23 protein-coding genes and 1 pseudogene are annotated in these 24,869 nt (G+C 55.7%); 15 read left to right on the forward strand and 9 right to left on the reverse strand.

All coding sequences use genetic code 11. The features are described from left to right. The first annotated feature begins 23 nt into the window (after window positions 1-23). The 4 genes from pepA to RT340_RS11585 all read left to right on the forward strand — a co-directional run bounded on the left by pepA (window position 24) and on the right by RT340_RS11585 (window position 5,626). Window positions 24-1,535: a leucyl aminopeptidase gene (pepA, locus tag RT340_RS11570; RefSeq protein WP_034826455.1), complete on the forward strand. Its 1,512-nt coding sequence runs from the start codon at window positions 24-26 to the stop codon at window positions 1,533-1,535. A gap of 201 nt (window positions 1,536-1,736) precedes the next feature. After that, window positions 1,737-2,198, forward strand: coding sequence for a DNA polymerase III subunit chi (locus RT340_RS11575; RefSeq protein WP_097118221.1), 462 nt, complete (start codon window positions 1,737-1,739; stop codon window positions 2,196-2,198). 2 nt (window positions 2,199-2,200) lie between these two features. Next, on the forward strand, window positions 2,201-5,056 hold the full coding sequence (locus tag RT340_RS11580; RefSeq protein WP_166935957.1) for a valine--tRNA ligase: 2,856 nt from the start codon (window positions 2,201-2,203) through the stop codon (window positions 5,054-5,056). Window positions 5,057-5,119: 63 nt separating this feature from the next. Next, entirely contained in the window at window positions 5,120-5,626 is a 507-nt protein-coding gene (locus RT340_RS11585) for a GNAT family N-acetyltransferase (protein ID WP_409566146.1), read from the forward strand. Window positions 5,627-5,659: 33 nt separating this feature from the next. Here the strand turns inward: RT340_RS11585 and miaE are convergent, their stop codons facing one another. Both miaE and rraB read right to left on the reverse strand, forming a co-directional pair. Beyond that, window positions 5,660-6,421 (reverse strand): tRNA isopentenyl-2-thiomethyl-A-37 hydroxylase MiaE, encoded by a 762-nt coding sequence (gene miaE, locus RT340_RS11590; RefSeq protein ID WP_211729333.1) that lies wholly within the window; start codon window positions 6,419-6,421, stop codon window positions 5,660-5,662. 59 nt (window positions 6,422-6,480) lie between these two features. Then, window positions 6,481-6,903: a ribonuclease E inhibitor RraB gene (gene rraB, locus RT340_RS11595; protein WP_034826466.1), complete on the reverse strand. Its 423-nt coding sequence runs from the start codon at window positions 6,901-6,903 to the stop codon at window positions 6,481-6,483. A 163-nt stretch (window positions 6,904-7,066) separates the two neighbouring features. Here rraB and argF point away from each other — a divergent pair, with 163 nt between their 5' ends. The 4 genes from argF (at window position 7,067) to ridA (ending at window position 10,182) form a co-directional block, all read left to right on the forward strand. Then, a complete protein-coding gene (gene argF / locus RT340_RS11600; RefSeq protein WP_211729332.1) occupies window positions 7,067-8,074 on the forward strand; it encodes an ornithine carbamoyltransferase in 1,008 nt (335 codons plus the stop codon). Between the two features lie 232 nt (window positions 8,075-8,306). Beyond that, window positions 8,307-9,242, forward strand: coding sequence for an aspartate carbamoyltransferase (gene pyrB / locus RT340_RS11605; protein WP_313376098.1), 936 nt, complete (start codon window positions 8,307-8,309; stop codon window positions 9,240-9,242). Between the two features lie 10 nt (window positions 9,243-9,252). After that, window positions 9,253-9,717: an aspartate carbamoyltransferase regulatory subunit gene (gene pyrI, locus RT340_RS11610; RefSeq protein WP_034826475.1), complete on the forward strand. Its 465-nt coding sequence runs from the start codon at window positions 9,253-9,255 to the stop codon at window positions 9,715-9,717. Between the two features lie 78 nt (window positions 9,718-9,795). Continuing rightward, window positions 9,796-10,182: a 2-iminobutanoate/2-iminopropanoate deaminase gene (gene ridA, locus RT340_RS11615; RefSeq protein WP_211729331.1), complete on the forward strand. Its 387-nt coding sequence runs from the start codon at window positions 9,796-9,798 to the stop codon at window positions 10,180-10,182. Window positions 10,183-10,362: 180 nt separating this feature from the next. Here ridA and RT340_RS11620 read toward each other — a convergent pair whose 3' ends face one another. Continuing rightward, window positions 10,363-12,747 carry a family 20 glycosylhydrolase gene (locus RT340_RS11620; RefSeq protein ID WP_313376102.1) on the reverse strand — a complete coding sequence of 795 codons (2,385 nt, stop codon included), beginning with the start codon at window positions 12,745-12,747 and terminating at the stop codon, window positions 10,363-10,365. 274 nt (window positions 12,748-13,021) lie between these two features. On the opposite strand from RT340_RS11620, the gene nrdD reads away from it, so the two are divergent. Next, window positions 13,022-15,160 (forward strand): anaerobic ribonucleoside-triphosphate reductase, encoded by a 2,139-nt coding sequence (gene nrdD / locus RT340_RS11625; RefSeq protein ID WP_211729330.1) that lies wholly within the window; start codon window positions 13,022-13,024, stop codon window positions 15,158-15,160. Next, window positions 15,157-15,621: pseudogene (nrdG, locus tag RT340_RS11630) on the forward strand (anaerobic ribonucleoside-triphosphate reductase-activating protein); the annotation flags it as partial. The gene nrdD and the pseudogene nrdG, both read left to right, overlap by 4 nt. On the opposite strand, the gene RT340_RS11635 reads toward nrdG, so the two are convergent. Both RT340_RS11635 and RT340_RS11640 read right to left on the reverse strand, forming a co-directional pair. After that, window positions 15,616-16,653, reverse strand: coding sequence for a permease (locus tag RT340_RS11635; RefSeq protein ID WP_313376104.1), 1,038 nt, complete (start codon window positions 16,651-16,653; stop codon window positions 15,616-15,618). The pseudogene nrdG and the gene RT340_RS11635 sit on opposite strands and share 6 nt — an antisense overlap. Before the next feature lie 127 nt (window positions 16,654-16,780). Then, window positions 16,781-17,221 (reverse strand): YhbP family protein, encoded by a 441-nt coding sequence (locus RT340_RS11640; protein ID WP_058959439.1) that lies wholly within the window; start codon window positions 17,219-17,221, stop codon window positions 16,781-16,783. A gap of 80 nt (window positions 17,222-17,301) precedes the next feature. Between RT340_RS11640 and RT340_RS11645 the strand changes: the two genes are divergently transcribed. Beyond that, window positions 17,302-17,589: a GIY-YIG nuclease family protein gene (locus tag RT340_RS11645; protein WP_034826490.1), complete on the forward strand. Its 288-nt coding sequence runs from the start codon at window positions 17,302-17,304 to the stop codon at window positions 17,587-17,589. On the opposite strand, the gene RT340_RS11650 is transcribed toward RT340_RS11645, so the two are convergent. Both RT340_RS11650 and RT340_RS11655 read right to left on the reverse strand, forming a co-directional pair. Beyond that, window positions 17,573-18,079 (reverse strand): GNAT family N-acetyltransferase, encoded by a 507-nt coding sequence (locus RT340_RS11650; RefSeq protein WP_034826492.1) that lies wholly within the window; start codon window positions 18,077-18,079, stop codon window positions 17,573-17,575. The two genes, RT340_RS11645 and RT340_RS11650, sit on opposite strands and share 17 nt — an antisense overlap. Beyond that, window positions 18,073-18,597: an SCP2 domain-containing protein gene (locus RT340_RS11655; protein WP_058959461.1), complete on the reverse strand. Its 525-nt coding sequence runs from the start codon at window positions 18,595-18,597 to the stop codon at window positions 18,073-18,075. Before RT340_RS11655 ends, RT340_RS11650 begins: the two co-directional genes overlap by 7 nt. A 203-nt stretch (window positions 18,598-18,800) precedes the next feature. Here RT340_RS11655 and RT340_RS11660 point away from each other — a divergent pair, with 203 nt between their 5' ends. The 3 genes from RT340_RS11660 to RT340_RS11670 all read left to right on the forward strand — a co-directional run bounded on the left by RT340_RS11660 (window position 18,801) and on the right by RT340_RS11670 (window position 21,816). Then, on the forward strand, window positions 18,801-19,796 hold the full coding sequence (locus tag RT340_RS11660) for a peptidase U32 family protein (RefSeq protein ID WP_058959441.1): 996 nt from the start codon (window positions 18,801-18,803) through the stop codon (window positions 19,794-19,796). Window positions 19,797-19,805: 9 nt separating this feature from the next. Further along, complete coding sequence (locus RT340_RS11665) at window positions 19,806-20,690, forward strand: U32 family peptidase (RefSeq protein WP_211729328.1); 885 nt, start codon at window positions 19,806-19,808, stop codon at window positions 20,688-20,690. Window positions 20,691-20,805: 115 nt separating this feature from the next. Continuing rightward, entirely contained in the window at window positions 20,806-21,816 is a 1,011-nt protein-coding gene (locus RT340_RS11670) for a luciferase-like monooxygenase (RefSeq protein WP_211729327.1), read from the forward strand. Window positions 21,817-21,819: 3 nt separating this feature from the next. On the opposite strand, the gene RT340_RS11675 is transcribed toward RT340_RS11670, so the two are convergent. After that, window positions 21,820-22,737, reverse strand: a complete 918-nt coding sequence (locus tag RT340_RS11675; protein ID WP_097118211.1) for an AraC family transcriptional regulator — start codon at window positions 22,735-22,737, stop codon at window positions 21,820-21,822. Window positions 22,738-22,920: 183 nt separating this feature from the next. Here RT340_RS11675 and RT340_RS11680 point away from each other — a divergent pair, with 183 nt between their 5' ends. After that, on the forward strand, window positions 22,921-23,667 hold the full coding sequence (locus RT340_RS11680) for an SDR family NAD(P)-dependent oxidoreductase (RefSeq protein WP_058959444.1): 747 nt from the start codon (window positions 22,921-22,923) through the stop codon (window positions 23,665-23,667). Window positions 23,668-23,736: 69 nt separating this feature from the next. On the opposite strand, the gene RT340_RS11685 is transcribed toward RT340_RS11680, so the two are convergent. Next, window positions 23,737-24,869 (reverse strand): helicase-related protein (locus tag RT340_RS11685; protein ID WP_313376110.1); only part of this gene is annotated, 1,133 nt, incomplete at its 5' end.

The following is a 24,869-nucleotide window of genomic DNA, read 5'->3' on the forward strand; positions in this document are numbered from 1 at the left end:
GTCTTTAAGATTCAGGAGAGTGCATGGAGTTCAGTGTAAAAAGCGGTAGCCCGGAAAAACAGCGTAGCGCCTGCATTGTTGTAGGCGTTTTCGAACCGCGCCGTTTGTCACCCATTGCTGAACAGCTGGATAAAATCAGCGACGGCTACATCAGCGCCCTGCTGCGTCGCGGTGAACTGGAAGGCAAAGTCGGTCAGACATTGCTGCTGCACCATGTGCCTAACATCCTGTCTGAACGTATCCTGTTGATCGGCTGCGGTAAAGAGCGCGAGCTGGATGAGCGCCAGTACAAACAGGTGATTCAGAAGACTATCAATACGTTGAACGACACCGGTTCGATGGAAGCGGTGTGCTTCCTGACCGAACTGCATGTTAAAGGGCGCAACACCTACTGGAAAGTCCGCCAGGCGGTTGAAACCTCAAAAGAAGCGCTCTACAACTTCGATCAGCTGAAAAGCAATAAAGTTGAACCGCGCCGTCCACTGCGCAAGCTGGTGTTCAACGTGCCAACCCGTCGTGAACTCACCAGCGGTGAACGTGCGATTCAGCATGGTTTGGCGGTGGCAGCGGGCGTCAGAGCCGCCAAAGACCTCAGCAATATGCCGCCAAATATTTGTAACGCCGCGTATTTGGCGTCGCAGGCGCGTCAGTTGGCGGATGCTTACAGCAAAAATGTCACCACGCGTGTCATCGGCGAACAGCAGATGAAAGAGCTGGGCATGAACGCGTATCTGGCGGTCGGGGCGGGCTCACACAACGAATCGCTGATGTCGGTAATTGAGTACAAAGGCAGCACCGATCCTGAAGCGCGTCCAATTGTGCTGGTGGGTAAAGGCCTGACCTTCGATTCCGGTGGTATCTCGATCAAACCTGCCGATTCGATGGATGAAATGAAGTACGACATGTGCGGCGCGGCGTCCGTGTACGGCGTGATGCGTATGGTGGCGGAACTCAATCTGCCGCTGAACGTCGTCGGCGTACTGGTGGGTTGTGAGAACATGCCGGATGGTCGTTCGATGCGTCCAGGCGATGTGCTGACCACCATGTCAGGCCAGACTGTTGAAGTGCTGAATACCGATGCGGAAGGCCGTCTGGTGCTGTGCGACGCGCTGACTTACGTGGAGCGCTTCGAGCCTGAAGTGGTGATTGACGTCGCGACCCTGACCGGTGCCTGCGTGATTGCACTGGGCCATCACGTCAGCGGTTTGATGTCGAACCATAATCCGCTGGCGCACGAGCTGATCAGCGCCTCAGAACAAGCAGGTGACCGCGCGTGGCGTCTGCCGATGGCAGATGAGTATCAGGAGCAGCTGGAATCCAATTTTGCTGATATGGCAAACATTGGCGGCCGTCCCGGCGGTGCCATCACTGCAGCCTGTTTCCTGGCGCGTTTTGCGCGTAAGTTTAACTGGGCGCACCTGGACATCGCAGGTACCGCATGGCGTTCTGGCAAGGCCAAAGGCGCCACCGGCCGCCCGGTTCCGCTGCTGTCGCAGTTCCTGTTGAACCGCGCAGGATTGAACGGCGACGATTAAAGCCGAGCAAAAAATACACACAAATAATTCGAGGTGCAGGAAGGCGGCAAACGAGAGAGTCCCGATGAGCTTACTCAAGTAAGTGATTCGGGTGAACGAGAGCAGCCAACGCATCTGCAGCTCGAAGTATGAAGTGTATAGACGTATGAACTCATGGGGCGCAAAATGCGCCCCACTGTCATTAATGGAAATAAGCTTGCCATGAAAAACGCCACTTTCTATGTGATGGAGTCGGAAAGCGCCAGCGACGGCCTGAGCGCCATCGAAGCACTGGTGTGCGATCTGGCCGAAACACGCTGGCGTGACGGCAAACGCATTCTGATTGCCTGCGAGAATGAAGACCAAGCTAATCGTCTGGATGAAGCGCTCTGGCAGCGTCCCGCCAACGCCTTTGTGCCGCACAATCTGGCCGGTGAAGGCCCGCGATACGGCGCACCGGTGGAATTAGCCTGGCCACAGCGTCGCGGCAGTTCCCCGCGTGACCTGCTGATTAGCCTGCTGCCACAGTTCGCAGATTTTGCTACTGGTTTCCATGAAGTGATAGACTTCGTACCTTACGAAGAATCCCTAAAACAACTGGCGCGCGACCGCTATAAAGCCTATCGCAGCGTTGGTTTCCAATTGAATACGGCGACGCCACCTCCGCCGCAAACGACAGTGTAGAAATGGAAAAGACATATAACCCGCAAGATATCGAGCAGCCGCTCTACGAGCACTGGGAACAGCAGGGCTACTTTAAACCGAATGGCGACACCAGCCAGGAAAGCTTTTGCATCATGATCCCGCCGCCGAACGTCACCGGCAGCTTGCATATGGGTCACGCTTTCCAGCAGACCATCATGGATACCATGATTCGTTACCAGCGTATGCAGGGTAAAAACACCCTGTGGCAGGCAGGTACTGACCATGCCGGTATCGCGACGCAGATGGTGGTTGAGCGCAAGATCGCCGCTGAAGAGGGCAAAACTCGCCAGGATTACGGCCGTGATGCTTTCATCGACAAAATCTGGCAGTGGAAAGCAGAGTCTGGCGGCACTATTACCCGTCAGATGCGTCGTCTTGGCAACTCCGTGGATTGGGAGCGCGAACGCTTCACCATGGATGAAGGCCTGTCGAATGCGGTGCGTGAAGTCTTCGTGCGCCTGTATAAAGAGAATCTGATTTACCGTGGCAAACGCCTGGTGAACTGGGATCCAAAACTGCGTACCGCGATCTCCGACCTGGAAGTGGAAAACCGCGAGAGCAAAGGCTCAATGTGGCATATCCGCTACCCGCTGGCGGATGGCGTGAAAACCGCAGAAGGCAAAGATTATCTGGTGGTCGCCACCACTCGTCCGGAAACCCTGCTGGGCGATACCGGCGTGGCGGTGAACCCGGAAGATCCGCGCTATAAAGATCTGATCGGTAAAGAACTGATCCTGCCGCTGGTGAACCGTCGCATTCCGATCGTCGGCGATGAGCACGCGGACATGGAAAAAGGCACCGGCTGCGTGAAGATCACCCCAGCGCATGACTTCAACGACTATGAAGTCGGTCGTCGTCACAAGCTGCCAATGATCAACATCCTGACCTTTGATGGCGATATCCGCGAGCGTGCGGAAGTGTTCGACACCAACGGTGAAGTCAGCGACGAATGCGCCGATGAGATCCCAGCGCAGTTCCAGAAAATGGAGCGTTTCGCGGCGCGTAAAGCCATGGTGGCTGCGGTTGATGAACTCGGCCTGCTGGATGAAATCAAACCACACGATCTGACCGTGCCTTACGGCGACCGTGGCGGCGTGGTGATCGAGCCAATGCTGACCGACCAATGGTATGTGCGCACGGCTCCACTGGCGAAAGTTGCGGTAGAAGCGGTCGAAAACGGCGACATCCAGTTTGTGCCAAAACAGTATGAAAACATGTACTTCTCATGGATGCGTGACATTCAGGATTGGTGCATCTCGCGTCAGCTGTGGTGGGGACATCGCATCCCGGCCTGGTATGACAACGACGGCAACGTCTATGTTGGCCGTACTGAAGCCGAAGTGCGTCAGGAAAATAACCTGGCTGACGTTGTGGTACTGCGCCAGGACGACGACGTGCTGGATACCTGGTTCTCATCAGGTCTGTGGACCTTCTCGACCCTTGGCTGGCCAGAGAATACCGAAGCACTGCGTACCTTCCACCCAACCAGCGTGCTGGTGAGTGGCTTCGACATCATTTTCTTCTGGATTGCGCGCATGATCATGCTGACCATGCACTTCATCAAAGATGAAGACGGCAAGCCACAGGTGCCGTTCAAAACCGTGTATATGACCGGTTTGATTCGTGATGAAGAAGGCCAGAAGATGTCCAAGTCGAAAGGCAACGTCATCGATCCACTGGATATGATCGACGGCATTTCGCTGGAAGACCTGCTGGAAAAACGCACCGGTAACATGATGCAGCCGCAGCTGGCTGAGAAGATCCGCAAGCGTACCGAGAAGCAGTTCCCGGACGGCATTGTGGCTTCCGGCACCGATGCCCTGCGCTTCACCCTGGCGGCACTGGCCTCAACCGGTCGTGACATCAACTGGGACATGAAGCGTCTTGAAGGTTATCGCAACTTCTGTAACAAGCTGTGGAACGCCAGCCGCTTCGTGCTGATGAACACCGAAGAGCATGATTGCGGGCAGAACGGCGGCGAACTGAAGCTGTCACTGGCCGATCGCTGGATTCTGACCGAATTCAACAGCACCGTGAAAGCCTATCGTGAAGCGCTGGACAGCTATCGCTTTGATATCGCTGCCAACATCCTGTACGACTTCACCTGGAACCAGTTCTGTGACTGGTATCTGGAGCTGACTAAGCCTGTGATGAGCAACGGCAGCGAAGCGGAGTTGCGCGGCACGCGTAATACGCTGGTTACCGTGCTGGAAGCGGTGCTGCGTCTGGCGCACCCAATCATTCCTTACATCACCGAAACCATCTGGCAGCGTGTCAAAGGTCTGAAGAACATCGATCACGACACCATCATGCTGCAGCCGTTCCCGCAGTTTGACGCGGCAAAAGAAGATGCGGAAGCCAAAGCGGATATCGAGTGGATCAAGCAGGCGATCGTGGCAGTGCGTAACATCCGTGCTGAAATGAACATCGCACCGGGTAAACCGCTGGATGTGCTGCTGCGTGACTGCTCGCCAACCGCGCAGCGTCGTGTCGATGAGAACCGTAGCTTCCTGTCACGTCTTGCGCGTCTGGAAAGCCTGACCATTCTGCCTGCGGGCGAGAAAGGTCCGGTCTCGGTCACCAAGATCGTCGAAGGCGCTGAGTTGCTGATCCCAATGGCGGATCTGGTCAACAAAGAAGCCGAGCTGGAGCGTCTGGCGAAAGAGTTGACCAAGCTGGATGTCGAGATTGAGAAGATCCAGGTCAAACTGGCGAACGAAGGCTTTGTTGCACGTGCACCGGAAGCGGTGGTGGCGAAAGAGCGCGAGCGCATCGTTGAGCTGGAACAATCAAAAGCAAAACTGATTGAACAGCAGGGCGTGATTGCGGCATTGTAAGCGCATCAGTCCAATTGCTAAATCATAGCCGGGCACTGCCCGGCTTTTTTACACCGGAAGAAAATGATGACCACCGCTACGCCACTGAATTTACAGGTGCGCCCGATTGTTGCGGCCGATAATCCGCTGATTGCGCAAGTGATCCGTGATGTCTCCGCAGAGTTTGGCCTGACCGCCGACAAAGGTTACACCGTGTCCGATCCGAATCTGGATCGCCTGTTCGAGTTGTACAGCGAAGCGAACAGCGCTTACTGGATCGTCGAGCATGAGGGACGTGTTGTGGGCGGCGGCGGCGTGGCACCTTTGGCGTGTAGCGCACCGGACATCTGCGAATTGCAGAAGATGTACTTCCTGCCCCAAGTGCGCGGTTTAGGGCTGGCGCGTGCGCTGGCGTTGCGGGCGATGGAGTATGCGCGTCAGCAGGGTTTCTGTCGCTGCTATCTGGAAACCACCGGCACGCTAACCCGCGCGATTAAGCTGTATGAATCACTGGGATTTGAGCTGATTGATAACGCGATGGGCTGTACCGGGCACGGTGATTGCGAAGTGCGAATGTTGAAAGTGCTGTGATGTAAAAGCGGTGCGCAGATTTGCGCACCCAACTTAGTAAGCGGGCACACCGCTATGGAAACGCAACTCACCATCCGGCTCGCTGATTAATTTCGCTTCTGCTGCACCAAACGCCTGCACGCGCGGCGTAATATCCTTCGCTGAAATCTGTTCCGCCAGCTTCAAATAATCCTGATAGTGACGCGCTTCAGAACGCAGCAGCGAAATATAGAACTTCTGCAGTTGTTCATCCAGATACGGCGCCAGGCTGGCAAAACGCTCACAGGATCGCGCTTCGATATAGGCTCCGCAAATCAGCTTATCCACCAGCGCTTCAGGTTCAAACGTACGGATTTCACGAATCAGCCCTTTGGCATAGCGGCTGGCAGTGATTTTGCGATACGGCAAACCACGCGACTGCATGATTTCCCACACCTGATAAAAATGATGCAGCTCTTCTTTGATCAGCAGAATCATCATCTCGACCAAATCATCCGCCCACGGCAGTTCGTTACGCACAATGATGCTCTTGGTCAGATTTTTATGCGCGTTAATGAAGTTGCTGTCTGGCTCTTCGCGGTAGATGAAATCTTCGTACGGCTTGAGCCACGCCAGAATGGCATCGCCACTGGGTTTATCGGCTACATACTTACGAATGATAAACACCGCGGTTTGTGCCGCTTTTAACTCGCACACCATGTGATCGGTCAGCAGCAGCGTCAGGTTTTCCGGCTTGCGCGCTTCGTCAATCCACGCTTGTGGCGTGCGGCAGTGCAGGAATTCATAAATGGGTTCTAACAGGGGAGCGTAATTCATCGGTGTTCTTTATCTGGCGGGGAAGTGGTTCTGGGCGGCGAGCGCCGCCCGTTTAAGACTTAGTGACGCACACCGTCGTCTTCTTCGTCGTCGATGAAATCACCATCGTCGTCTTCATCTTCCGCGTCCGGGTCTTCGAAGTAAGTGCCCCAGCCGTCGTAATCGACATTGAACTTACCGGCCAGATTCACCAGTTGCTCAACTTGTGCATCAATCAGCTCTGGCTTCAATGCGCCTTCGCTCAGGATATCCACACACATCACCGTGCCACCCTCTTCCAGCTCCAGCTCTTCTGGCTCGCTCACCTCAAAGCCCAGTTTGAAAGCCTCAACCGCGACTTTCTCCAGTGAGTCGAAGTTGTTGCAAGAGAGGTGATGCTCGATAGTGTAAAGCGCATCCGGATCGCTGCCGTCTTCCAGCAACTCTTCAATGATCAGGCGGGTTTCTTCGCGCTGTTCTTCCAGCAATGCTTCATATGCCATGTGCGTGTCCTCAAAATGTTCGACGTGAATGCAATTATTTTCCCACACTGCCTCGCGCGCCACTACACAAAACGGAAAGTTTCTTAACGCCGGGGTTGAAAATGCATATTCATACGGTTAGATTGAATTTTAATTCATTATTAGTCCCCATCTGGAGCGCTGTATGAGTCAGCTGTATTCGAGACACTTCCTGAGATTGCTGGATTTCACCCCCGCTGAAATCGCCGACCTGCTAAGTCTGGCAGGTGAATTAAAACACGCTAAGAAAAATGCCCAAGAAACGCAGTACCTGAAAGGCAAGAATATCGCGCTCATCTTCGAAAAAGACTCGACCCGTACCCGATGCTCTTTCGAAGTTGCCGCATACGATCAGGGCGCTAACGTCACTTACCTTGGCCCAAGCGGCAGCCAGATCGGCCATAAAGAGTCAATGAAAGACACCGCGCGCGTATTAGGCCGCATGTATGATGGCATTCAGTATCGTGGCTTCGGCCAGGAATTGGTGGAAACGCTGGCGGAATTTGCCGGTGTGCCGGTGTGGAACGGATTGACCACGGAATTCCACCCGACGCAGTTGCTGGCAGATTTGCTCACCATGCAAGAACATCTGCCAGGTAAACCATTGAGCGACATGACGTTGGTGTATGTGGGTGACGCACGTAACAACATGGGCAACAGCATGTTGGAAGCGGCAGCTCTGGTAGGGCTGGACCTGCGCCTGGTGGCACCGAAGGGTTGCTGGCCGGAAGAGCAGTTGGTTGAACAGTGTCGCGTTGCAGCACAGAAAACCGGTGGCAAAATCACCCTGACCGAAGAGATTGCCGAGGGCGTACAAGGTGCGGATTTCATCTACACTGATGTGTGGGTGTCAATGGGTGAAGCGAAATCGGTATGGGAAGAGCGTATCGCCCTGCTGCGTCCGTATCAGGTAAACAGCGCGATGCTGGCGCTGACCGGCAATCCACAGGTGAAATTCCTGCATTGCCTGCCCGCCTTCCATGATGATCAAACCACGCTGGGCCGTCAGATGGCTGAACAGTATGGTCTCAAAGACGGCATGGAAGTGAGTAACGAGGTGTTTGAATCGGCGCACAGCATCGTGTTCGATCAGGCCGAAAACCGCATGCATACCATCAAAGCGGTGATGGTCGCCACGCTGGGTAACCCATAAAGCAAACGTTTACCTTGCGGCGATTTCTGCTTGATGCAAATCAGTGAATGCGTATAATGCGCCACAATTTGCCGGAGGAAACATGCAACAGCGCAGCGTACAATTTGCCGCTCTACCCCGCCTGACCACAGGCGATGCCGCTGTTTCTTTCCGTCAACCATTGATCGTAAAAAAAGCCCCTTAAGCAGGGGCTTTTTTTTGTCCGCAATCCGGCAGCGCAGAGGAGAACGCTATGGCCAACCCGCTATATCGCAAGCACATTATTTCCATTAACGATCTCAACCGCGAAGAGCTGGAGCTGGTGTTACACACCGCTGCCCAGCTCAAGGCTCATCCCCAGCCGGAACTGCTGAAGCACAACGTGATCGCCAGCTGCTTCTTTGAAGCCTCGACGCGCACCCGCCTGTCGTTTGAAACCGCTATGCATCGTTTGGGTGCTTCAGTGGTGGGCTTCGCCGACGGCAGCAATACTTCGCTCGGTAAGAAAGGCGAAACGCTGGCCGACACCATTTCGGTGATCAGCACTTATGTCGATGCGATTGTGATGCGTCATCCGCAGGAAGGCGCCGCGCGCCTGGCGACTGAATTCTCCAGCGGCATTCCAATTCTCAATGCCGGTGACGGTGCCAACCAGCATCCGACGCAAACCCTGCTGGATCTGTTCACCATCCGTGAAACCCAGAGCCGCCTCGACAACCTGAATGTGGCGATGGTCGGTGACCTGAAATATGGCCGCACCGTGCACTCGCTGACCCAGGCGCTGGCGAAATTCACCGGCAACCGTTTCTACTTTATCGCGCCGGATGCGCTGGCGATGCCGGCCTACATCACCGATATGCTGGATGAGCAGAGCATTGTCTGGACGCGCCACGACACCATCGAAGAAGTGATGCCGGAACTCGACATCCTGTATATGACCCGTGTGCAGAAAGAGCGTCTCGATCCGTCTGAGTACGCCAACGTCAAAGCACAGTTCATCCTGCGCGCGGCCGATTTAGCCGGCGCACGCGACAACATGAAAGTGCTGCATCCGTTGCCGCGTATTGATGAGATCACCACTGACGTCGATAGCACGCCGCACGCCTGGTATTTCCAGCAGGCGGGCAACGGCATCTTCGCCCGCCAGGCTCTGCTGGCACTGGTACTGAATAGCGAACTGGCCCTGTAAGGAGAAACCGATGACTCACGATAATAAATTGCAGGTTGAAGCCATCAAGCGTGGCACGGTAATCGACCATATTCCTGCGCAGGTCGGTTTTAAATTACTGTCGCTGTTTCGCCTGACCGAGACCGACCAGCGCATCACCATTGGACTGAATCTGCCTTCAGGTGAGATGGGGCGCAAGGATTTGATTAAGATCGAGAATACCTTCCTGACCGATGATCAGATTAACCAGCTGGCGGTGTATGCGCCTCACGCCACGGTTAACCGCATTGATGAATACGAAGTAGTAGCGAAAATCGCTCCGACCTTACCGGACCGTGTCGAACGCGTGCTGACCTGCCCGAACAGCAACTGCATTAGCCGCAGTGAGCCAGTATTCAGCAGCTTCGCGGTGAAACAGCGTGACGATGATGTGCACCTGAAGTGCAAATATTGCGAGAAAGAGTTCGCGCGCCACGTGGTGCTCGGTCACTGGTAATCGTGCTTATCGTCCCTATAATGGGGCGAACCAATACGCGGCTGACAAAGGTCGGCTGCGCACTTTTAAGGAGAAACAATGTCTCGCGAAATCAGCACAGAAAAAGCACCCGCAGCAATTGGCCCTTATGTGCAGGGCGTGGATCTCGGCAGCATGATCATCACTTCAGGCCAGATCCCTGTTGATCCGGCGACCGGTGCCGTGGCAGATGATGTGTCTGCGCAGGCGCGTCAGTCACTGGAGAACGTGAAGGCGATCGTGGAAGCCGCTGGCCTGAAAGTGGGCGACATTGTGAAAACCACCGTGTTCGTGAAAGATCTCAATGACTTCACCACCGTTAACGCCACTTACGAAGCCTTCTTTACCGAGCACGATGCCAGCTTCCCAGCACGTTCTTGTGTGGAAGTGGCGCGTCTGCCGAAAGATGTGAAGATCGAGATTGAGGCCATTGCCGTACGTCGTTAAGTAAAGGCAATGCGCAATAAATTGCGCCGCTACAAATTTGTACTCAACTGTGGCGGCGCGATGAGTGTGTTAGAACATCACCTTAGCGACATCAATGCATGGCGTGCTCTTCACCCCCGTAGCGACGTAATTCCATGGTGTGCCATCCCCTCGTAGCGGCGTAATTGATCGCGCATCCGTTTATTTAGACGACCTCAGCAGCTTCTCTAGCGGCCTGACCAGCGCCAGCACGGTTTCATCCTGCACCTCGGCAGCGGCATCCAGTTTGGCATGCATCTCGGCCACTTCGCTGGCACCGTACGCCTGATTACGCTGCATCGCATTGACCAAATCGATGCCCATGCGGCTCAGTTGCGCCACCTGCTGAACCTGCTGCTGCAGCGGCTTGAGCTGATAGCTGCTCAGAATCAGCGGCATCACCGCGTCACTGTTGTTCTGCCAGCGCTGTAACTGCTGACGAATAACGTTGGCCGCCATGCGATCCTCGCGGTTGGCGATCAGTGCATCGACTTGTTTATCCAGTAACCGCACCGGTTCGCTTTCGGCAGGCAGTACATCCGCCAGACGATTGAGCGGCTCGAAATAGTCATAGTGCCCTGCCTGGAATTTCAGGTGCTGACGCGTGTAATACTGCGCCGGTTCCAGCACCTCCGCCAGCACGCGCAGCGGCGTGATATCGCTGGTGTTGGCCAGTCGCATCATCTGCACCTCCGCCTGCTGATGCTGCTGTAATCCCACCGACACCGTGCCCCAGCGATCCACCGCGTTTAAGCGTTGGTACATGTTGTCGCTGTCGGTGACATCCTTCGCCGACCACAGACGCTCAGCCACCACAAAGGCACGCGGCCATAAACGCGTATCAATTACCCGGCTGTTGACGTTTTCCGCCCACAGCGCTGCTTCACCGCCAATCAGGTTGTTTTGCATTTGCTCAGGCGTTGGCACTGAAGGCTGAATACCGGTCGGCACCTGTGCCAGCTTGCTGCCCTCAGCGGGATAGCGCACATTGCCCACCAGCATATAACCGGTCAGTTTGTCCTGCGTCAGAGTGACCATTGGCTGAAACGGCCCCATCCAGGTATCCACGCTAAAGGTCAGCTGCGTGGGCGACAGCCAGCGAATATCACTCACCATACGCCGCGCTTTGCCGCTGAAATCAATATAGCCACGCCAGCCGTTTTTAGCTTCCACCAGAGTGAAACTGCCTTTGACCGGGCTGCCCTTCAAACGCGGCATGGTGAACTGCCAGCTCTGCGCTTGCTCGTCGGCTTGAATCTGATCCTGACCCTGGAGTCCCTGCGGCCAGGGCTCGTTGCGGTAGTGGTAGGCTGCGGTTTGCGGTTGATCGAGATAGAAACCGGTTGAGAGAATGCCACGGAAATCGTGCTTCGCCACCTCACCTAACGCATCCTGCCCCTGCCAGGACTGGATCAAAATGCTGTTCGGCAGGTCCGGATGGTAAACCTCATCCCAGCCAATCATCCGGCGCTGATGCGCTTCCAGTATCTTCTCCACTCGCTGATTGAACCACGCCTGTAATGCGTGCGTGTCCTTCAGGCCATGGTCGCGCATAAACTGCTGAATCTTCAGCGAGTCGTTCCATTGGGTCGGATCCACTTCATCGCCGCCGATATGGATATAAGGATCGGGGAAGATCGCCGTAACCTCGCCCATTAGCGTATCGATGAAGGTGAAGACCGCTTCGTTGCTGGGATCGAGCAGCGGTTTAAACACGCCCCAGCCGCGTTCCATCTGGTACGGGCCCGGCGCGCTGAGCAGTTCTGGCATCGCCACCGCGATCGCCGAGGCGTGCCCCGGCACATCAATTTCCGGCACCACGCGCACGCCGCGCTGGGTGGCATAACGCACCACATCACGCATCTGTTGCTGCGTGTAGTAAAGGCCGTCGCTGGCCTTCTCCTGCAACTGCGGATAGTGGCTGGAGGCAAATCTCCAGCCCTGATCATCGGTCAGATGCCAGTGGAATACGTTCATTCGCGCTGCGGCGATACCGTCAATCTGCCGCTTCACCGTTTCAATCGGCAGGAAGTGGCGTGCCGAATCGATCAGCACCCCGCGCCACGGGAAGCGTGGTTTATCGTCAATGATGACGTAGGGGATCTGCGTTCCCGTCTCATTATTCTGAATCAACTGCAGCAGTGTCTCCATGCCGCGCATCGCACCGAAACGCGTGTTGGCTTTTAGCGTCACGCCGCCGCTGTTGACCTCAAGACGATAGCTCTCATCGCTGTCCGGTTGTGGCAAGGGATCCACTGCCTGGGCAATTTGTACCTGAATGGTGGCCTGATCGCTCGGCGCACTGGCGGGCAGCAGCGGCCAACCGGTTTGACGTGAAATGCGCGCACGCCAGCGCACTTCAGCCCCCTCCAGATGATCGCCCGTAATATGCAGCGTGAATTGCGGTGTCAGCGTCAATGCGCCGCCGCTGGCAGGCTGCACCACTTTTTGCGGCCAGGGCATTAAAGGCAGATCGGAGGCGGGGGCGGCAACAGCGGAAAAAGTCAGGGATAAACAACAGGCGAGCAGCGTTCGTTGCAGAGGCATGTAAGGCATCCTTCTAATTAAATGACGGGCCAAAAATAGGCAAAAAAAAAAAATCATTAAACCTGCTTCGCATCGCAAATCAAGTTGTAAAAGTTCGAAGTTTGGTCTGCTTAAAACTTTTGAAGTTTAGTCCGCTTTACCATTGTGCGGCTTTCAATCTTCGTTATGTCTTCTTTGCGGCAGGTCAAAAACAACGCAATTAATTTCAGCCAAAACACCACATATTGCGATTACACTCTGCACAAATATCTACATATAGTTTCACGGAGAGAAAATGGCGGCGGTGGTGATTAAGCGAGACGGCTGTAAAGTGCCGTTTGAAGCGCAGCGTATTGCGCTAGCGGTTCAGGCGGCGGCGCAAGCTGCTCAGATTGATGATGCGAGTTGGTGCACACAAGTCGCAGAGCAAGTGAGCCAGCGATTGTCCGATCGCATTGAGGTCGATATCCGTGACATTCAGTGCGCAGTGGAAGAGACGCTGATGGCCGGACGCTGGCCGCAGCTAGCGCGCGCGTATATCGAATATCGCCATGACCGTGATTTAGCCCGTGAACAGCGTGGCAAACTGCATCACGCCATTCGCGGCCTGGTTGAACAAACCAATGCCGCGCTGCTCAACGAAAACGCCAACAAAGACAGCAAAGTGATCCCCACCCAGCGCGATTTGCTGGCAGGCATCGTTGCCAAACATTATGCCCAGCAGCAGCTGCTGCCGCGTGATGTGGTTCTGGCGCATGAGCGCGGTGAGATCCACTATCACGATCTCGACTATTCGCCATTTTTCCCGATGTTTAACTGCATGTTGATCGATCTTCAGGGCATGTTGAACAACGGCTTCAAGATGGGCAACGCCGAAATCGAGCCGCCAAAATCCATTGCCACCGCGACGGCGGTGACAGCACAAATTATTGCGCAGGTCGCCAGCCATATTTACGGTGGTACCACCATCAACCGCATCGATGAAGTGCTGGCGCCGTTTGTGACGCTTAGTCTGGAGAAACATCGCGCCGTGGCACAGCAGTGGCAGATCCCGGATGCGGAAGCCTATGCGCGCGTGCGCACCGAGAAAGAGTGTTATGACGCATTCCAGTCTCTCGAATATGAGGTCAACACGCTGCACACTGCCAACGGGCAGACGCCGTTTGTCACCTTTGGCTTTGGTCTTGGCACCGATTGGGCCGCACGCCTGATTCAACAGTCGATTCTGCGTAATCGCATCGCAGGGTTGGGGAAAAACCATAAAACTGCGGTGTTCCCGAAACTGGTATTTGCCATCCGCGAAGGGGTGAATCGTCGTCCCGGTGATTTTAACTACGACATCAAACAGCTGGCGCTGGAGTGTGCCAGCAAGCGCATGTATCCCGACATTCTCAATTACGACAAGGTGGTGGAAGTCACCGGTTCGTTCAAAACCCCGATGGGCTGCCGCAGCTTCCTCGGCGTGTATGAGGAAAACGGTAAGCAGATTCACGAAGGGCGCAACAATATTGGGGTCATAAGCCTGAACCTGCCGCGCATTGCACTGGAAGCCAAAGGCAATGAAGCTCATTTCTGGCTGCTGCTGGATGAACGGCTTGAACTGGCTAAACGGGCATTGATGACGCGCATCGCCCGGCTGGAGAAAACCAAAGCACGCGTAGCGCCGATTCTCTACATGGAGGGCGCGTGTGGCGTACGTTTGAACGCTGATGACGAAGTCGGCGCGATTTTCCGCAACGGCCGTGCTTCGATCTCGCTCGGCTACATCGGCCTGCATGAAACGCTGAACGCGCTGAGCGGCAATGAAGTCCATCCGTATGATGCGCAGCACCTGCGGGAAAAAGGTGTGGCGATTGTGCAGCGACTGCGTGCTGCTGTGGATGCGTGGAAAGACGAGACCGGCTACGGTTTTAGCCTGTACAGCACGCCAAGCGAGAATCTCTGCGATCGCTTCTGCCGGCTCGATGCCGCCGAATTTGGTGTGGTGCCGGGCGTGACCGACAAAGGCTACTACACCAACAGCTTCCATCTCGACGTCGAAAAGAAAGTGAATCCCTACGACAAGATCGACTTTGAAGCGCCCTACCCGGCCATCGCCAATGGCGGCTTCATCTGTTACGGCGAATACCCCAATATTCAACACAACCTCAAGGCGCTGGAGGATGTGTGGGATTACAGCTATCACCGCGTGCCCTATTACGGCACCAATACGCCAATCGATGAGTGCTACGAATGCGGCTTTACGGGTGAATTCAGTTGCACCAGCAAAGGCTTTACCTGTCCGTGCTGTGGTAACCACAATCCGGCACGGGTTTCCGTCACGCGCCGTGTTTGTGGCTATCTGGGCAGCCCCGACGCGCGCCCCTTTAACGCCGGTAAGCAGGAAGAGGTACAGCGCCGCGTTAAACATCTGGATGCCGGACAGTTAGGATGATGCGTATTCATCGCTATTACGCCGTCGATATCGTCAATGGGCCGGGCACGCGCTGCACGCTGTTTGTCGCCGGGTGCGAGCATCAGTGTCGCGGCTGCTACAACCAAAGTACCTGGCGCCTCGATTCCGGTGATCCCTTCACGCTGGAGATGGAAGAGCAGTTGATTGCCGATCTCAAGGATCAGCGCATTCCGCGTCAGGGGTTGTCGCTCAGCGGCGGCGATCCCCTGCATCCGCACAATGTGCCGCACATCCGTCGTCTGGTGAAACGCGTGCGGCGTGAATGCCCGGACAAAGATATCTGGCTGTGGACCGGCTATGAGATGGCGGAACTGAGCGCGGCACAGCGTGAAGTGGTGGATGAAATTGATGTGCTGATCGACGGGCGGTTTGTGGAAGCGGAGAAAGATGCGCGGCTGCTATGGCGCGGCAGCCGCAATCAGAAGATCTGGTATTTACGTCAGCCACAGGGCGATCGTACCGAGGATCATACCGCTCAGCGCCACGCCAATCAGCGCGATCCACAGCGCGCGCGCCGGGAAGGCACGGTGCAGCATCAGTAGCGATGGCACACTCACGGCGGGTAAGGTTACCAGCAGCGCCAGCGCAGGCGCGATCCCCATGCCCGCCAGCATCATGGTCTGTACAATGGGAATTTCTGCAGCGGTGGGAATGCCAACCAACCAGCCCGCTATCGCCATCAGCATCACCCAAACCAGCCTGTTCCCCACGGCGCCACCGCCCTGCGGGAACGTCCAGCCTCCCGCAGCACCCAACACAAGAACGCCTACGATATACAGCGGGATGGTGTTCCAGAACAGCCGCCACATCACGCGCAGCCAGCGAGTCAGAAACGGCTGCTCGCTGTCGGCAGCCATCACCATGGGCGCGGCAATGGTTTGTTCTGGCACGCTACGCTGCACCAGCGATGCAATGCCTGGCACCATGATCACGCCCGCCACCAGCCGAATCGCCGCGAAGTGCCAACCCAGCACAAATCCCATAAAGATTAGCGTGGCGGGATTTAATAGCGGATTGGCCAGCCAAAAGGCCATCGCCGCCCCGCTGGATACCTGCGACTGACGCAAACCCGCCGCCACCGGCGCGGCACAACAGGTGCACATCATCCCCGGCAAGCCTAAACCGGTGCCGATCAGCGTCGATCCAAACCGCGAGTTGCCCATCAGGCGCAGCAGCCAGTTGCGTGGGATCAGCACCTGTACCAGCGATCCCAAAATCACACCCAGCACTGCGGCTTTCCAGACGGCGAGGAAGTAAACCATCGCGTAATCCAGCGCCGCGCGCCACGGTGAATCCGCGGCATTCGCCAAAATGGATATGCCGATTGAATGGGTTTCAGCCGCTGTGAAGGCTTTGCCGTAATAGGGCTGCCATTTGACGTACCACAGGCCAATGACGACGACGGCGAGGAACAGCAAGGGTTTCCACCATGCGAAGCGCGCCGCTGGTGCAGAAGATGCAAGTTGGGTCATAGCAGATTCCGTATTCTACAGAATAACGAATGCCGCACTGGGAAGTGAGGCGGTTAATCCATAGTGTTATTCAGGTTATTGGAATCTGCTACGCAAAGTTAGCGTAAGTTTGATCGGGCGCGGAAAATTAACTTTCGCCGGTTTTATCGCGCTGCCAAAGGATTTTTTTGCCGAAGCCCAGCGCGTTGTCAGTCATCTTCAGCTCATCCAACATAATCTCCCACAAGGGTGCCTGAACCTTGCGGGCAATCGGATAACGTTTCTGGTAGGCATGCCGCGCCTGCGCTTCACGCTCTCCAGTAAGCTGCTGAATACGGCCACTGTACTGCACGCCTTTGATTAGCAACACGGTTTTCGGCTGGCCGTTAACCGTCCCCGCCACGCGCGGATTAGCTTGCATAAGGGTGCCGTGTCGCGTATCGGGTTCGGTCATCAACCAAAACGCCATTCGTGTTTCATCCAGCACGTAAAAGCAGTTGGCACACCACAGATCGTCGCCATGACTGGCGCACAATGACAGGGCACGCTGTTTTTTAAGAAAACGAATAAGATGAGAATGGTCAGACACAATGCAACTCCATGTGGCAGATAGCGAGGCTAGCCTAAGCGCGCTACACTGCCCAACAGCCATTGAACAGGAAAAGTCATATGCAACAGGGCTGGCAGCTCTATATGCTGCAAACCGCCGCCGGGATGCTTTATACAGGCATTACCACAGATGTTCATCGCCGCCTGCAGCAGCATCAATCCGGGAAAGGTGCGCGCGCATTGCGTGGCAAGGGTCCGCTGACGCTGGTGTTTAACTGTGATGCCGGCGATCGCGCAGCCGCTTCGCGCCTGGAATATCAGGTGAAGCAGCTCAGTCGCACGCAAAAGCTGCTGCTGGTATCGCAGCAGCCTTCATGCCTGAATGCGTGGTTTAATCGAAACGATTAAAAGGTTCGGAGAAAGCGATTAATCCTTCTGCGCCCGTAAATGCATCATCCGCTAATTTATACACCTGAAATGCCGCTTCACTGCCCAGCCAGCGACAGTGCAAGCCGTGACGTGCCGCCGGTTCGAAGCCCAACGGGTTGTAGAATTCGGGATCGCCCAAGACCACCACCGCGCTGTAGCTGAACTCGTTCAGGGAATCGAGCCCTTCATACACCAGCTGTTTGGCAATGCCCTGCTTGCGCACGGATTCATCCACCGCCAGAGGCGCCAGCGCCACCCAATTGCGGTCTTCACCTTGTAAGGTCACCGGGCTAAAGGCGGCATAACCTAATACCTGCCCTTCATCATCCGTGGCCACTACACCTAGCGTTAATAAACCATCTTCACGCAGCTGCTGCACCAGTTCAGCCTCGGCGGAGGTCGCAAAACTACGCTTCAATAAGCTGTCGATGCCCGCCGCATCCACACCAATTTCAGTACGAATCAACATGAGATCCCCGCGCGCGCCTCAGCGGCCTCCGCGTCCTGTTTCATTCCTGCCTCAACAAAGGCAGCCAGCTGCTGCAACCCCGTGCGCAAAGACGTGGGCATGGCCTCCAGTTCAATGGCATCCATCAAATTCTTCACCTCCAAACCCAGCTCCGTGTCGCCCTCAATCACCAGACGGCGTTGGAAGAACAACATATCGGGGTCTGCTTTGCGTGCTGCCACCAGCAACAAGTCGTTGGCTTCACCGCGGAACCAGACATCTGCCTCGGCGTCGCGTGAAACGGTCAGGCGTCCATTCTGCAAGGTGGTGATCCAGCGCAGATTCACATCTGCAATCTCAATCCCAAGAAAGCGCCCTTCCAGAAAGTCTAACTCACCTTCAGACAAAGCATGACGAAATTGCCAGTTTAAGAGTTGTTGCAAAACCACTTTTTTTACAGGGAATGGGGTGAATGAAATAGGTAAGGCAAGGAATTCTGGGCCTTTTTTCACCATCAGGCCGCGTAAGCGCGAAAACATCATCAACAATCCCTTCAGAAAATTTTACCTATATTGCCACATCCAGACGCCCTCGCCTCCACTGAGATCAAGGAAATTGCGGAAGAATTGATTAAATAATCTTCACTCTGCATGCTGACTGACGCTTTCACTGCCTTAAATCAACATTCACGCCTGTCGCCTTCCCTACACTTTAACGCTTCGGAATTCGGGGGAGGAAATGTATGGAACTGCTGTGTCCAGCGGGGAATTTACCTGCGCTGAAATCGGCGGTGGAGCATGGCGCCGATGCAGTGTATGTCGGTTTGAAAGATGACACCAATGCCCGCCACTTTGCTGGCCTTAATTTTACTGACAAGAAGCTGGCAGAAGCGGCGCGCTTCCTGCACCAGCATCGCCGCAAGCTGCACGTGGCCATCAATACCTTTGCCCATCCTGATGGGATGAATCGCTGGCAAACGGCCATTGATGTGGCGGCGCAGAACGGCGCAGATGCCTTGATTCTCGCCGATATCGCTACGCTGGAGTATGCCGCGCAGCGTTATCCGCAGGTGGAACGCCATCTTTCCGTGCAAGCTTCGGCGACAAATTTGCAGGCCATCCACTTTTACCATCGCCATTTCGATCTCAGCCGCGTGGTGTTGCCGCGCGTACTGTCGATGCATCAGGTTAAACAGCTGGCGCGTGAAACACCGGTGCCGCTGGAAGTCTTTGCCTTTGGCAGCCTGTGCATTATGGCGGAAGGCCGTTGCTATCTCTCCTCCTGGCTGACGGGGGAATCACCCAACAGTGCGGGTGCCTGCTCGCCGGCAAAATTCGTGCGCTGGCAGCAAACGCCGCTGGGGATGGAATCACGCCTGAATGAAGTGCTGATTGATCGTTACAGCGCCGATGAGAGCGCCGGTTATCCCACGCTGTGTAAAGGGCGCTATCAAGTGGATGACCAGCGCTATCACGTGCTGGAAGAACCCACCAGCCTGAATACCTTATCGCTGTTGCCGGAGTTGCTTCGCGCCAATATCGCTTCGGTAAAAATTGAAGGCCGCCAGCGCAGTCCGGCTTATGTGGCGCAAGTAGCAAAAGTGTGGCGCCAGGCGATTGATCGCTGCATGGCCTCGCCCGAGCAATTCGCGGTGCAGGAACCCTGGATGCGCGCGTTGGGCGAACTTTCTGAAGGTAGCCAGACCACGCTCGGTGCCTATCACCGCAGCTGGCAGTGAGGAGATGCTATGAAATATGCCATCGGGCCGGTGCTGTGGTACTGGCCAACGGAAACGCTGGAACGCTTTTATCAGCAGGCTGCCGTCAGCTCTGCTGACATCATCTACCTCGGCGAAGCGGTATGCAGTAAACGTCGTGCAACCTCATTCCAGCAATGGATGGAATTAGCACGCCACCTGGCACAACACGATAAACAGGTCGTGCTCAGCACGCTGGCGCTGTTGCAGTCGCCTTCGGAAGTCAAAGAGCTGCGGCGCTATGTGGAGAACGGTGAGTTTTTGCTGGAAGCCAACGACATCGGCACCGTTAACATGGCAGCCGAACGTAAGCTGCCGTTTGTCGCCGGGCCAACGCTTAACGTCTACAACGCGCAAACGCTACAGTTGCTGCTCAAAGAGGGTATGACGCGCTGGTGTTTACCGGTCGAGATGTCGCGCGACTGGCTGATTCAACTGTTGCAGCAGTGCGATGCCGCAGGCCTGCGCGACAAGTTCGAAGTGGAGGTATTGGGCTATGGCCATCTGCCGCTGGCGCTGTCGGCACGCTGCTTTACCGCCCGTTCCGAAAATCGCGCCAAAGATGACTGTCAAACTTGCTGTATTCACTATCCCACTGGTCGCCGCGTGCTGTCACAGGAGGGCCAACAGGTGTTTGTGTTGAATGGCATCCAGACCATGAGCGGCTACTGTTATAACCTTGGTAACGATTTGGCCGGCATGCATAACTGGATCGACATCGTACGCCTCTCGCCGCAGGATGAAACCACGCTAACAGAGGTTGCTCGCTTCCGTGCGAACGAAGCCGGTGAAGCGCCGCTGATGATGGCGCGCGGCAGTGAATGCAATGGTTACTGGCGTCGTTTAGCGGGTATGGCGCTTGAAGGCGGACGGTAAAGGCACATTCCGGCTATATTCCTGCTGTTAATAGCAGTTTTAATATGGGTAATGATGCGTAATACTGACTGGCGCAGGTCTGATAACACCTGCGCCATCATTATCTGGAGTGCCCATGTCTGAGAAAAAAAACGTTCGCCTGTCCGTGCTGGATCTTGCACCTATCCCGCAAGGTTCTGCTGCGCGCGAAGCTTTCCACAATTCGCTGGCGCTGGCGCGTCAATCTGAAGCCCTTGGTTTCCATCGTTACTGGCTCGCTGAGCACCACAACATGACCGGTATCGCCAGTGCGGCAACCTCCGTGTTGATTGGCTATCTGGCCGCGAATACCGAAACTCTGCGCCTCGGATCTGGCGGTATTATGCTGCCCAACCACGCACCGCTGGTGATCGCTGAACAGTTTGGTACGCTCGAATCCTTATACCCTGGCCGTATTGATTTAGGGCTGGGCCGTGCGCCAGGTTCTGACCAGCGCACCATGCTCGCACTGCGCCGCCATCTCTCCAGCGCCCAGGCGGACAGCTTCCCGGAAGATGTAGCAGAACTGATTCGTTGGTTTGATGCCGAAGAGGGTGAGCATCCTCCGGTACAACCGGTACCGGGTTTAGGCTTAAAGATTCCAGTCTGGTTATTGGGTTCCAGCCTCTACAGCGCACAACTGGCTGCACAGCTCGGCTTGCCGTTCGCCTTTGCTTCCCACTTTGCACCGGACCTGTTGTTCCAGGCTTTGCATCTCTATCGTGAGAAATTCAAGCCTTCTGCGCGTCTGGCGAAACCTTATGCCATGGTGTGCGTCAACGTGGTCGCGGCGGATAGCGAGCGCGATGCGCGCTTCCTGTTTACCTCGATGCAGCAGCAGTTTATTAATCTGCGCCGGGGCAAACCGGGCCCGCTGCCAGCTCCTGTCGAAAACATGGATAACCTCTGGTCACCATCAGAGCAGTACGGTGTACAGCAGGCGTTGAGCATGTCGATTGTCGGTGACAGCGATAAAGTGCGTCAGGGGCTGGCTGCGCTGATGCGCGAAACGCAGGCCGATGAAATCATGGTTAATGGCCAGATTTTCGATTCACAGGCCCGTCTGCGTTCCTTCGCACTGGCGATGGAAGCGGCACGCTCGCTGTAACGTTTACTGCTGTGGGGTCAATCCTTCTGGCCCCACAGCCACCATACGCACATCACGAGCCGGCGATTGCCCGTAAAAACGGCTGTATTCACGGCTAAACTGCGAAGCGCTCTGATACCCCACGCGATAACCTGCGGTTCCCGCATCTAACTTATCAATCAACATCAAACGCCGCGCTTCGTTAAGACGTAACTGCTTTTGATACTGCATTGGTGTCATGGCCGTGACCGATTTGAAGTGATGGTGCAGCGACGAAATACTCATGCCCACGCTACTGGCCAGTTGATCCATCTTGAGCGGCTGATGAAAGTTTTCACGTAGCCAGCGTGCCGCGCGCGCCACTTTGTTGCCCGGCCGCTCCGTCAACGCCATGTTGAGGATGCGAGGTCCTTCCGGCCCGGTAAGGAGTCGATAGAAAATCTCTTGCTCAATTAACGGTGCCAGCGCTGGAATATCCTGAGGTTGATCCAACAGCTCAATCAGGCGGATCACCGCATCGACTAACGGCGGGGCCACTTTGTGCACAGTGATACCACGTTCGTTGGTCACCGCTGCGCCGATCTGCTGCAACGGGAAATGTTCGAGGTAGTGCATCAGGCGCGTTTCGTTGATGGTGATCCCCACGCCCAGATTCGGTTTTTCCTCCGTGGCCTGTACCACGCAGGATTGCACTGGCATATCCAGCGTCACCAGTAGCAGATCGCCCGGCCCGTAATGCATCACGTCTTCACCCATGCGCAATGCCTTTTGCCCTTGCGCCACCAGTGCAAAGCTGGCCCAGGTCGCAATATGCGACAGGCTCGTGGGTTTGGAGCTTCGGCCAAATGAGAGAAAATCGATGGGGCTGAAGTGACGGCCATCTTCCGGGGTATGGCGCGCAATCATCGCCACCAACTGCTGCCACTGTTCCTGATGAATCATGCGTTGCGCACTCCGTGATGAGTGATCACTGTCTCCGCATTCTCGCCTTTCGCTCGCGTGACGCCTAGTCCCTGCACAACACATTTGCAGGATTGTGCAAAAAGCTTGCAGGATTGCGCTACCGCAAAATTGTATGGACAGCGCATGCTTACCCTTCCCCGAATTCTCAGGTGGAGAGACACAATGAAAGCACTTGAAGGCAAAATTGCGCTGGTAACGGGCGCGTCGAAAGGCATTGGCGCCGCCATTGCTATGACTTTCGCGGCGGCCGGTGCTCGGGTCGTGGTTAACTATCGACAGGATGAGGCGGGCGCGGCAGATGTGGTCACTGACATCTGCGAGCTGGGCAGCGACGCCATCGCCGTTCAGGCCGATATCTCACGCGAGGCCGATGTGCAGCGTCTGTTCGCTCGCAGCATCGAGCAGTTTGGCGCACCGGATATTGTGGTCAATAATGCTGGCATCTTCCATCACGGTGACTTTGCCGAGCTCAGCCTTAGCGAAATGCAGCAGCAACTCAATGTGAACCTGTTAGGTACAGTGTTAGTGTGCCAGCAGGCGGCAAAACACTTCCCTGCGCGGGGTGGATCGATCATTAACCTGAGTGCGCTTCACAGTAAGCAGAGCACGCCTGGCTCAGTGCTGTGGGCCGCGACCAAAGGCGCAATCGATACCTTAACGCAAGGTCTGGCTCGTGAATTGGGGCCACGTAATATTCGCGTCAATGCGCTGGCACCAGGAATCATCCTGACCGAAGGTTTACTGGCAGCGAAGAAGATGAATCCGGATGTCAAAGCGAAACTGATCGCCGCGACGCCACTAGGCCGATTTGGTCTGCCAGAAGATGTGGCGCAGGTTGCCCTGTTTCTGGCATCAGAAGAGTCAGCCTACGTCAGTGGAGAGCGGGTGTTAATTGCCGGCGGCGTGTAACGTTTAATTTACGAGCATAAAAAAAAGGGACGCCGCGGCGTCCCTTTTTACTATTTAGCGTTTTATCGCTTACGCGTCACGACGACGTGGTGCAGAAGCACCTTCTGGACGTGGGCAACGACCGCCTTCACGGTTGAAGCGTCCGCCTTCACGGCCACCTTCACGACGTTCAGAGAAGCGACGTGGTGCTCCTTCGCCACGCGGAGCGCCATTACCACGACGCTCGCCATCACGACCGCCTGGACGACGTTCACTACGCTCGAACGCAGGAGCATCACCCATCAACTGCATGTTCATCGGCTTGTTCAGGATGCGCGTGCGAGTGAAGTGCTGCAGAACTTCGCCCGGCATACCTTTAGGCAGCTCGATGGTTGAGTGCGTACCAAACAGCTTGATGTTACCGATGTAACGGCTGCTGATGTCGCCTTCGTTAGCAATCGCGCCCACGATATGGCGAACTTCAACACCATCATCACGGCCCACTTCAATGCGGTACAGCTGCATTTCGCCAACGTCACGACGTTCGCGACGTGGAGCGCCATCACGGTCACCGCGGCTTTCGCGTGGACCACGTGAGTCACGTGAATCGCGACGATCATCGCGGTCGCGGAACTCACGACGTGGTGGGCGTGGTGCTTCTGGTGGCAGAATCAGTGGACGTTCGCCCTGTGCCATTTTCAGCAGTGCTGCGGCCAGTGTTTCGAGATCCAGATCTTCGCCCGGCTGCATTTTGCTCAGCAGTGCACGGTACATATCCAGATCGCTGCTTTCCAGCTGCTGCTGTACTTTCGCGGCGAATTTAGCCAGACGGCGCTCGCTCAGCAGTTCTGCATTTGGCAGTTCAACTTCTGGAATAGTCAACTTCATGGTGCGTTCGATGTTACGCAGCAGACGACGCTCGCGGTTCTCAACGAACAGCAGCGCACGGCCAGCACGACCCGCACGACCGGTACGACCGATACGGTGAACGTAAGACTCAGCATCCATTGGGATGTCATAGTTAACAACCAGGCTGATACGCTCAACGTCCAGACCACGTGCTGCAACGTCGGTCGCGATCAGGATATCCAGACGACCATCTTTCAGGCGCTCCAGTGTCTGCTCACGCAGAGCCTGGTTCATGTCACCGTTCAGTGCTGCGCTGTTATAGCCGCTGCGCTCCAGCGCTTCAGCCACTTCCAGCGTAGCGTTTTTGGTACGCA

Source organism: Pantoea sp. CTOTU50773, assembly GCF_032082325.1.
In the GTDB taxonomy this organism is placed as follows: Bacteria; Pseudomonadota; Gammaproteobacteria; order Enterobacterales; family Enterobacteriaceae; genus Pantoea; species Pantoea communis.